Origin of the sequence: Streptomyces sp. RP5T, assembly GCF_003933965.1 — a bacterium.
GTDB lineage: Bacteria > Actinomycetota > Actinomycetes > Streptomycetales > Streptomycetaceae > Streptomyces.
The window spans coordinates 1-6,746 of the sequence record NZ_RSAJ01000458.1 but is presented as its reverse complement, the minus strand read 5'-3'; the positions used below and the strand labels follow the sequence as shown (position 1 = coordinate 6,746).

Sequence of the window (6,746 nt, the reverse complement as noted above, 5' to 3'; positions counted from 1 at the left end):
CTGGTGATCGCCCCGCCGGACGGCTGCGGAGACGGACCCCGGCCGGGGCGATCACCAGCGCGCCTCCCCGCCCGGGGCACGAACGGCGTACGGCGACGACCCGCGGGCGGTGGACGCGGACGTGACCCACGCCGTGCGCGCGGTGCTCGACGAGCTGCTCGACCGGCACGTGCACGCGGCCGGAGCCGTCGACCCGCTCTTCGGCGAGGACCTCGCCGCGCGGATCGCCCGGTTCACGCGCGGCGGCGGAAAGCTCGGCCGTTCCCGCTTCGTGTGGTGGGCGCTGCGGGCCTGCGGCGGCGACGAGCCCTGGCGGGCGCACGCCGCGCTGCGGATCGGGGCCGCCCTGGAACTCATCCAGACCTGCGCCCTGGTCCATGACGACGTGATGGACGGCGCACGACTGCGCCGGGGACGGCCGGCGTTCCACGTCGACGTGGCGGCCCAGTACGCCGGCGCGGGCGACCCGCGGCGCGCCGGGCGGCTCGGGGAGGCCGCGGCGATCCTCGCCGGTGACCTGGCCCTGGCCTGGGCGGACGACGCGGTGGCCGACATCGAGCTGCCGCGCCCCACCGCGCGGCGGGTCCGTGACCTGTGGAGCGCCCTGCGCACCGAGATGGTCGCCGGGCAGTACCTGGACATGCAGGGCGAGGCGACCTCGGCGCGTTCTCTGGCCCGCGCGATCCGCGCCGCCTGCCTCAAGAGCGCCCTGTACTCCGTGGAGCGCCCGCTCGCGCTGGGGGCGGCGCTGGCCGACGCGGGCCCCGCGCCCACCCGGGCCCTGTGTTCGGCGGGCCGCTGCGTCGGGCTGGCCTTCCAGCTGCGCGACGACCTCCTGGACGTCTTCGCGGACCCGCGTGACACCGGCAAGCCCGCGGGCGGCGACATCCGCAGCGGCAAGCCCACCTACCTCGCCGCCGTCGCCCAGGCACGGGCGGAGTCCTCCGGTGACCGGCGTGCCCAGGACCTGCTGCGCGACACGCTCGGTCGCGCGGATGCCTCGGACGCCGAAGTCGCCGCGGTGAGCGAGGTGTTCGTGTCCACCGGCGCGCGCGACACCGTGGAGGAGAAGATCCGCAGGCTGGTGGCCCAGGGGCTGCGCCACCTGGACACGGCGGCCCTCGAACCCGAACCCGCCAGGCAGCTGAGGACGCTGATGCGCTCCGCGAGCGGGGTGGCCGACCCCGCGGCCTCCGAGGCGGTCCCCGTCTCCCTGATCCCGTCGACCGGCGAGGGGGCCGCACGATGACCCGTACCGTTCCCGGGCGCACCGACCACGTGGTGGTCGTAGGTGCCGGTCTGTCCGGACTGGCGGCCGCCCTGCACCTGCTGGGCGCCGGACGCCGGGTGACCCTGGTGGAGCGCGAGACGTCACCCGGCGGCCGGGCCGGGCGGATCGTGAGCGGCGGCTACCACTTCGACACCGGACCCACGGTGCTGACGATGCCGCACCTGGCGGACGAGGCGTTCGCCGCCGTCGGCGACAGCCTGGCCGCCCGCGTCGACCTGCTGCCGCTGCACCCGGCCTACCGGGCCCGGTTCGCCGACGGCAGCAGCCTGGACGTGCACACCGGCGCCGAGGCGATGGAGGCGGAGATCGAGCGCTTCGCCGGGGCCCGCGAGGCCGCCGGGTACCGCCGGCTGCGCGCCTGGCTGGAGCGGCTCTACCGGGTGCAGATGCGGCGCTTCATCGACGCCAACTTCGACTCGCCGCTTCAGCTGCTCCATCCCGACCTCGCACGCCTGGCCGCCCTCGGCGGGTTCGGGCGGCTGGACGCGCGCATCGGACGCTTCCTGCACGACGAGCGGCTGCAACGCGTCTTCTCCTTCCAGTCCCTGTACGCGGGCGTGGCACCGGAACGCGCCCTGGCCGCCTACGCCGTCATCGCGTACATGGACACGGTGGCGGGTGTCTGGTTCCCGCGGGGCGGCATGCACGCCCTGCCCCGGGCGATGGCGGACGCCGCCGCGGACGCGGGCGCCGACCTGCGCTTCGGGCAGACCGTCACCCGCCTGGAACGCTCCGGGGAACGGGTCACGGCCGTCATCACCGACACCGGCCGCATCGCCTGCGACGCCGTGGTCCTCACCCCCGACCTGCCCGTCACCTACCGGCTGCTCGACGGCGCCCCGCGTCGTCCGGGGGGTCTGCGGTTCTCGCCGTCCGCGGTGATCCTGCACGCCGGCACGGACCGTACCTGGTCCTCGCTGGCCCACCACACGATCTCCTTCGGCGCGGCCTGGCGGCAGACGTTCGCCGAACTCACCCGCTCCGGACGGCTGATGAGCGATCCGTCCCTGCTCATCACCCGCCCGACCACCACCGATCCGGGCCTGGCCCCGCCCGGACGCCATCTGCACTACATCCTGGCGCCCTGTCCGAACACCGAGATCGGGCCCGGCGCGGCCGAGTGGAGCGACCTGGGCCCGCGCTACCGCGACAGCCTGCTCACCGAACTGGAGCGGCGCGGCCTGGCCGGGCTCGCCACCGCCGTCGAGGAGGAGTGCCTGGTCACTCCGGCCGACTGGCAGGCCCAGGGCCATGCGGCCGGTTCGCCCTTCTCCGCCGCCCACACCTTCGCGCAGACCGGGCCGTTCCGGCCGCGCAACCTGGTGCGCGGCACGGTCAACGCCGTTCTCGCCGGCTGCGGCACCACCCCCGGCGTGGGCGTACCGACCGTCCTGCTCTCGGGCAAGCTCGCCGCGGCCCGCATCACCGGCGGCACCCATCCGGGGCGGCCCCTCCCCGCCGTACGCACATCCCGGGAACGGAGGCCGGTATGACCGACCGTGAACTCGACGCGGCCGGCGTCACCGATCCGGCGCTGCGGCAGGCGTACACCCGATGCCGGCGGCTGAACGCCCGGCACGGCAAGACGTACTTCCTCGCCACCCGTCTGCTGCCGGTTGCACGCCGGCCGGCCGTGCACGCGCTGTACGGGTTCGCCCGCTGGGCCGACGACATCGTCGACACCCTCGACGGTACGACCACCCCCGCCGAGCGGTCCCGACGGCTGTCCCTGCTGCAGCACGAGCTGGAGTCGGGGCTGCGGACGGGCGACAGCGCCGAGCCGGTGGTCCGCGCCCTGGCCGACACCGCACGGCGCTACGCCATCGACCACCGCCACTTCACGGACTTCATGACCGCGATGCGCGCCGACCTCGACGTCACCGACTACGCCACCTACGCCGACCTGCGCACCTACACCTACGGTTCGGCGGAGGTGATCGGCCTGCAGATGCTGCCGGTGCTCGGCACGGTCGTCCCGCGCGAGGAGGCGGCACCGCACGCGGCGGCCCTGGGCGTGGCGTTCCAGCTCACCAACTTCCTGCGGGACGTGGGCGAGGACCTCGACCGCGGCCGCGTCTACCTGCCCGCCGACCTGCTGGCCGCCCACGGCGTGGACCGGCAACTCCTGCGCCGGAGCCGGGACACCGGCCGGCCCGACCCCCGGATCACCGCCGCCCTGCGGGAGTTCGAGCAGCTGACCCGCGCCCTCTACCGCGAGGCCGCCCCGGGGCTGGCCATGCTCGACCCCGTCTCGCGCCCGTGCATCCGCGCCGCCTTCGTCCTGTACGGCGGCATCCTGGACGCGATCGCGGCGGACGAGTACCGCACGGTGCACCGCCGTGCCGTGGTCCCGGGACACCGTCGGGCCGTCGTGGCCCTGGACGGGTTGGTCCGGGTGGGCGCGGCCCGACTGCGGCACCGGAGAACCGGCGAGCCGGCAGCACCCCTGGCCGGCTCCCCGGCCGACACGTCGTCGACATGGCGGAGGATCGCATGAAACCGCGTCGCCCCTCGGGACGCGCCCGCTACCCGCTCTCCCTGCGGCGCCGCCCGGTGCGATGGGAGCAGCAGCAACCGACCTGGCGGCAGGCCCGGCCCGCGCTGATCGCCGAGGCGCTGAAGCACGCCCAGGCCCGGCCGTCCGGCAACTGGTACGTCGTCGGCGCCACCCGGGACGTACGCGCCGACCGGCCGTTGTCCGCGACGGTGGCCGGGCTGGAACTGGTGGTGTGGCGCACCGCGGACGGCCGGCTCGCGGCGGGTCCCGGGATCTGCCCGCACCTGGGAGCACCGCTCGCCGACAGCCCGGTGCGCTGCGGGACCCTCGTCTGCCACTGGCACGGACTGGCCCTGGACGGCGGGCCGTTCGCCGGCTGGGAGCCGCTGCCCGTGCACGACGACGGAGTACTGGTCTGGGTGCGCCTGGACCAGGTGGGCGGTGAACCGCCGACGCCGGCACCGGTGGTGCCGGAGCGGCCGCAGCCGTCGCGTTCCGTCGCCGCCGTCTACACGGGCGTGGGGACCTGCGAGCCGGAGGACGTCGTGGCCAACCGCCTTGACCCCTGGCACGGGGCCTGGTTCCACCCGTACTCCTTCGTCGACCTCACCGTGGTCGACACCCCCGACTCCGCGGGGTCGGGCGAGGACGGGTTCACCGTGGACGTCTCCTTCAAGGTCGCCGGGCGGTTCGTCGTGCCGGTGCGGGCCCTGTTCACCACGCCGGGACCGCGGACGGTCCTGATGCGCATCACCGAGGGCGAGGGCCTGGGGTCCGTGGTCGAGACGCACGCGACCCCGCTCGGCCCGGACGAGTCGGGCAGGCCGCGCACCGCCGTCGTCGAAGCGGTCGTGGCCTCCTCCGCGCGTCCCGGGTTCGCCGCGGCCCGCACGGCGGCCCCCGTACTGCGCCGTCTGATGACGGCGGGGGCGGCACGGCTGTGGCGCGACGACCTGGCCTACGCCGAACGCCGCTGGCTGCTGCGTTCCACCGGGCGCTTCCCCGGCTGACCGGACCGCCTTCGCCGGGCGGACGGGGCGAGGCGGTTCAGCGGGGCGGGGCGGCGACCGCGTCGGGGTGATCGGCGAGGTAGTCCCGGAGCACCGACCGGAAGCTCGGGTCGGGGCCGAGTCCCAGCGCGGCGGCCCGCCGGTGGTCGAAGACGGCGGGCCACGATCCGACGATCGCTTCGACCGCAGGGTCGGGAGCGAGGGTGACCCGGTGGGCGACCTCGTCACCGGCCACCTCTCGCAGGGTGGCGAGCATGTCGGCGACCGAGACGGTCAGGGCGGGCAGGTTCACCGGCAGCGGGCCCTCCAGGCGGCCGGGTCCGGTGCCGCGTTCGGCCTCGGCGACCCGGAGGATGCCCTCGACGGTGCGGCGGGGTGAGGAGAGCGCCACCTCCAGGGCGGGGTCGACCGGGCAGACGGCGGGCAGTCCCGCGAGCGGCTCGCGGACGATGCCCGACAGGAAACCGGAGGCGGCCGCGTTGGGCCTGCCCGGGCGGACCACGACCGTGGCCAGTCGCGCGACCCGTCCGTCGAGGAAGCCGCGTCGGGTGCAGTCCGCGATCAGCTGTTCGCACATCAGCTTCTGGGTTCCGTAGCTCGACCGCGGGACCGGCAGCGTCGTCTCGCTGACCGCGGCCGGCAGCGGCAGGTGCGGGTCGGCGCCGTAGACGGCGACACTGCTCGCGAACAGCATGCGCGGCACCGGCCCGCCCGACCGGGACTGCACCCGCGCCGCCTCCAGCAGCGCGCGGGTGACATCGACGTTGGCGCGCATCCCGAGGTCGAAGTCGGCCTCGCACTCGGCCGACACCGCAGCGGCGAGATGGAACAGCACGTCCACCGGCTCGGCGAACACCGCGTCCAGGTGTTCGTGCAGTTCCCCGCGCACCGTCTGGACCGACGCCCCGGCTTCGGGCACCGCGCCTCGCGGGTCCACGCGGTCGACCAGCACCAGACGGCTGATCGGCACGCCACCGAAGGTCCCCGCCCGCGCCAGGGCGCTCGCCAGCAGTTGTCCCAGGAACCCGGACGCACCCGTCACGACGATTCTCACCCGTTCATCCCTTCCGAGAGCGACTTGTTCCCATCGGCCGTCCCCGAAGCGATATCAGGGCAGAACACGCAAGCCAGGACGCCTGAGTGTGCCGAACTGGTGAAAGATTGACGGGCGTTGTGAAGAGCGACAAGAATGCGGCTCGCTCGCTGTGACTGAAGCGGGCGACGTGACGCGAGTGGCTCGGCCACGGCTTGCATCCCACTCTCCGCCGACCGTGGCCGCTCGTGTCCCCCAACCTCCCACATCCTCGCAACCGCTAGGGCATATCTTGACGCGCCATTCACGCTCCAGAACAGCGGCCGCTGTCGCCGCGACCGCCTTCCTCGCCACGGCCACTCCCCTGATCGGGGCCGCCACCGCCTCCGCGACTCCCGCGGGCGGCTGCCAGACCGCCACCGTCCAGTACCGCCTCGTCGACTCCGACGGCAAGCCGGTCGACGCCGACTGGACCTCGCAGGGCGGCTTCCACCAGTGGTCCTCCGCCCCCGGCACCGTCGAGGTGCGGCTGGCTCCGGGTCAGAAGGTCGGCGAGGGCTGCAAGTACCCGGTCTCGCTGGCCGAGTACACCACCGAGGGCCCGAACTGGTACACCTCCGGTCTCCAGACGCTCGTCGACCACGCCACGGTCTACCTCACTGCCGCGGACCTGCCCGGCGCCGACGAGGCCAAGCAGACCTGGCAGAAGCTCAGCGTCAAGGCGCCCGACTGCTACGGGCAGATCGACCTGTACGGCGACGACGTCATCTACGACGGCGGTTCGGGAGAGGGACACGGTCCCGCGCCCTACCAGCCTGACAACGTCGTCACGCCCTACCACCTGATCGCCGCGTGGAACGGGGGCGACAAGTCCTGCTCGCCCGAGCAGCCGAACTCCCCCACGCCGCCGCCCTC

6 protein-coding genes are annotated in these 6,746 nt (G+C 74.5%); 5 read left to right on the top strand and 1 reads right to left on the bottom strand.

Annotation, left to right across the window (positions count from 1 at the left end; genetic code table 11):
* Positions 1 to 121 precede the first annotated feature (121 nt).
* From EHS43_RS33335 to EHS43_RS33320, 4 genes are read left to right on the top strand one after another with little or no spacing between them, the layout of a single operon-like run.
* Positions 122 to 1,249, top strand: a complete 1,128-nt coding sequence (locus EHS43_RS33335; RefSeq protein ID WP_260470822.1) for a polyprenyl synthetase family protein — start codon at positions 122 to 124, stop codon at positions 1,247 to 1,249.
* The gene (gene crtI, locus EHS43_RS33330; RefSeq protein ID WP_125194388.1) at positions 1,246 to 2,784 is read left to right on the top strand and encodes a phytoene desaturase family protein; all 1,539 of its coding nucleotides are present in this window, start codon (positions 1,246 to 1,248) and stop codon (positions 2,782 to 2,784) included. Before EHS43_RS33335 ends, crtI begins: the two co-directional genes overlap by 4 nt.
* Complete coding sequence (locus EHS43_RS33325) at positions 2,781 to 3,788, top strand: phytoene/squalene synthase family protein (protein ID WP_125194387.1); 1,008 nt, start codon at positions 2,781 to 2,783, stop codon at positions 3,786 to 3,788. Before crtI ends, EHS43_RS33325 begins: the two co-directional genes overlap by 4 nt.
* A complete protein-coding gene (locus EHS43_RS33320) occupies positions 3,785 to 4,798 on the top strand; it encodes a DUF5914 domain-containing protein (RefSeq protein ID WP_125194386.1) in 1,014 nt (337 codons plus the stop codon). Before EHS43_RS33325 ends, EHS43_RS33320 begins: the two co-directional genes overlap by 4 nt.
* A gap of 37 nt (positions 4,799 to 4,835) precedes the next feature.
* Here EHS43_RS33320 and denD read toward each other — a convergent pair whose 3' ends face one another.
* Positions 4,836 to 5,852 (bottom strand): D-erythronate dehydrogenase, encoded by a 1,017-nt coding sequence (gene denD / locus EHS43_RS33315; protein WP_125194385.1) that lies wholly within the window; start codon positions 5,850 to 5,852, stop codon positions 4,836 to 4,838.
* A 271-nt stretch (positions 5,853 to 6,123) separates the two neighbouring features.
* On the opposite strand from denD, the gene EHS43_RS33310 reads away from it, so the two are divergent.
* The coding region (locus EHS43_RS33310; protein ID WP_125194384.1) for a hypothetical protein at positions 6,124 to 6,746 on the top strand (623 nt) is incomplete at its 3' end.

Coding starts and splice junctions, on each gene's coding strand:
- crtI (WP_125194388.1), top strand. CDS start 1,246: ATGACCCGTACCGTTCCCGGGCGCACCGACCACGTGGTGGTCGTAGGT.
- EHS43_RS33325 (WP_125194387.1), top strand. CDS start 2,781: ATGACCGACCGTGAACTCGACGCGGCCGGCGTCACCGATCCGGCGCTG.
- EHS43_RS33320 (WP_125194386.1), top strand. CDS start 3,785: ATGAAACCGCGTCGCCCCTCGGGACGCGCCCGCTACCCGCTCTCCCTG.